Source organism: Mesorhizobium sp. M4A.F.Ca.ET.020.02.1.1 (assembly GCF_004022645.1).
Classification (GTDB): Bacteria; Pseudomonadota; Alphaproteobacteria; order Rhizobiales; family Rhizobiaceae; genus Mesorhizobium.
In genome coordinates, this window is record NZ_RZOI01001268.1 from 1 (window position 1) to 779 (window position 779).

The 779-nt window shown below is 64.2% G+C and carries 1 protein-coding gene; it reads left to right on the top strand.

What is annotated here, in order from left to right:
• The first annotated feature begins 8 nt into the window (after positions 1 to 8).
• Positions 9 to 776 (top strand): alpha/beta hydrolase, encoded by a 768-nt coding sequence (locus EN742_RS36540; RefSeq protein WP_189375763.1) that lies wholly within the window; start codon positions 9 to 11, stop codon positions 774 to 776.
• The last annotated feature ends 3 nt before the right edge of the window (positions 777 to 779 follow it).

A 779-nucleotide genomic window follows, 5' to 3' on the forward strand; every position in this document is an offset into this window, starting at 1 on the left:
CTTTGCCGATGCAGTATTTTTCGCACGACGGTTTCGACCTTGCCTATCTCGATCGCCAGCCGGCATCGGGCTACGGCGATCCGGTGCTGATGATCCACGGCTTTGCCTCCAGCCACTATGTCAACTGGGTGTCGCCCGGCTGGTTCAAGACGCTGAACGATGCCGGCTACCGGGCGATTGCCTTCGACAATCGTGGTCATGGCTCGTCGTCGAAAAGCTATGACGAGGCCGACTACACGCCGGCCAGGATGGCCTCGGACGGGGCGGCCTTGCTCGATCATCTCGGTATCGAACGGGCCCATGTGATGGGCTATTCGATGGGCGCGCGCATCTCGGCTTTCCTGGCGCTGTCCGACCCGGACAAGGTGGCGACGCTGGTGTTCGGCGGCCTTGGCATCGGCATGGTCGACGGTGTCGGCGACTGGGACCCGATCGCGGCGGCACTTCTTGCCGAAGATCCAGCGGCGACGACGCATCCGCGCGGCCGCTCGTTTCGCGCCTTCGCCGACCAGACGCGCAGCGACCGCCGGGCGCTTGCCGCTTGTATCGCCACCTCGCGCGAACTGCTCAGCGAAGGTGACATGGCGCGGATTTCCCAGCCGACCCTGATCGCCGTCGGCACCAAGGACGACATTGGCGGCTCGCCGGACGAACTGGCGGCGTTGATGCCGAATGCAAGGGCATTCCACATCGAGGGCCGCGACCATATGCTGGCCGTCGGCGATAAGAGCTTCAAGCAGCGCGTGCTGGAGTTCTACGCCGAAAACCCGCTCTAATAC

Excerpts from the sequence above, each read along its gene's own strand:
- EN742_RS36540 (WP_189375763.1), top strand. The coding sequence starts at position 9 with ATGCAGTATTTTTCGCACGACGGTTTCGACCTTGCCTATCTCGATCGC.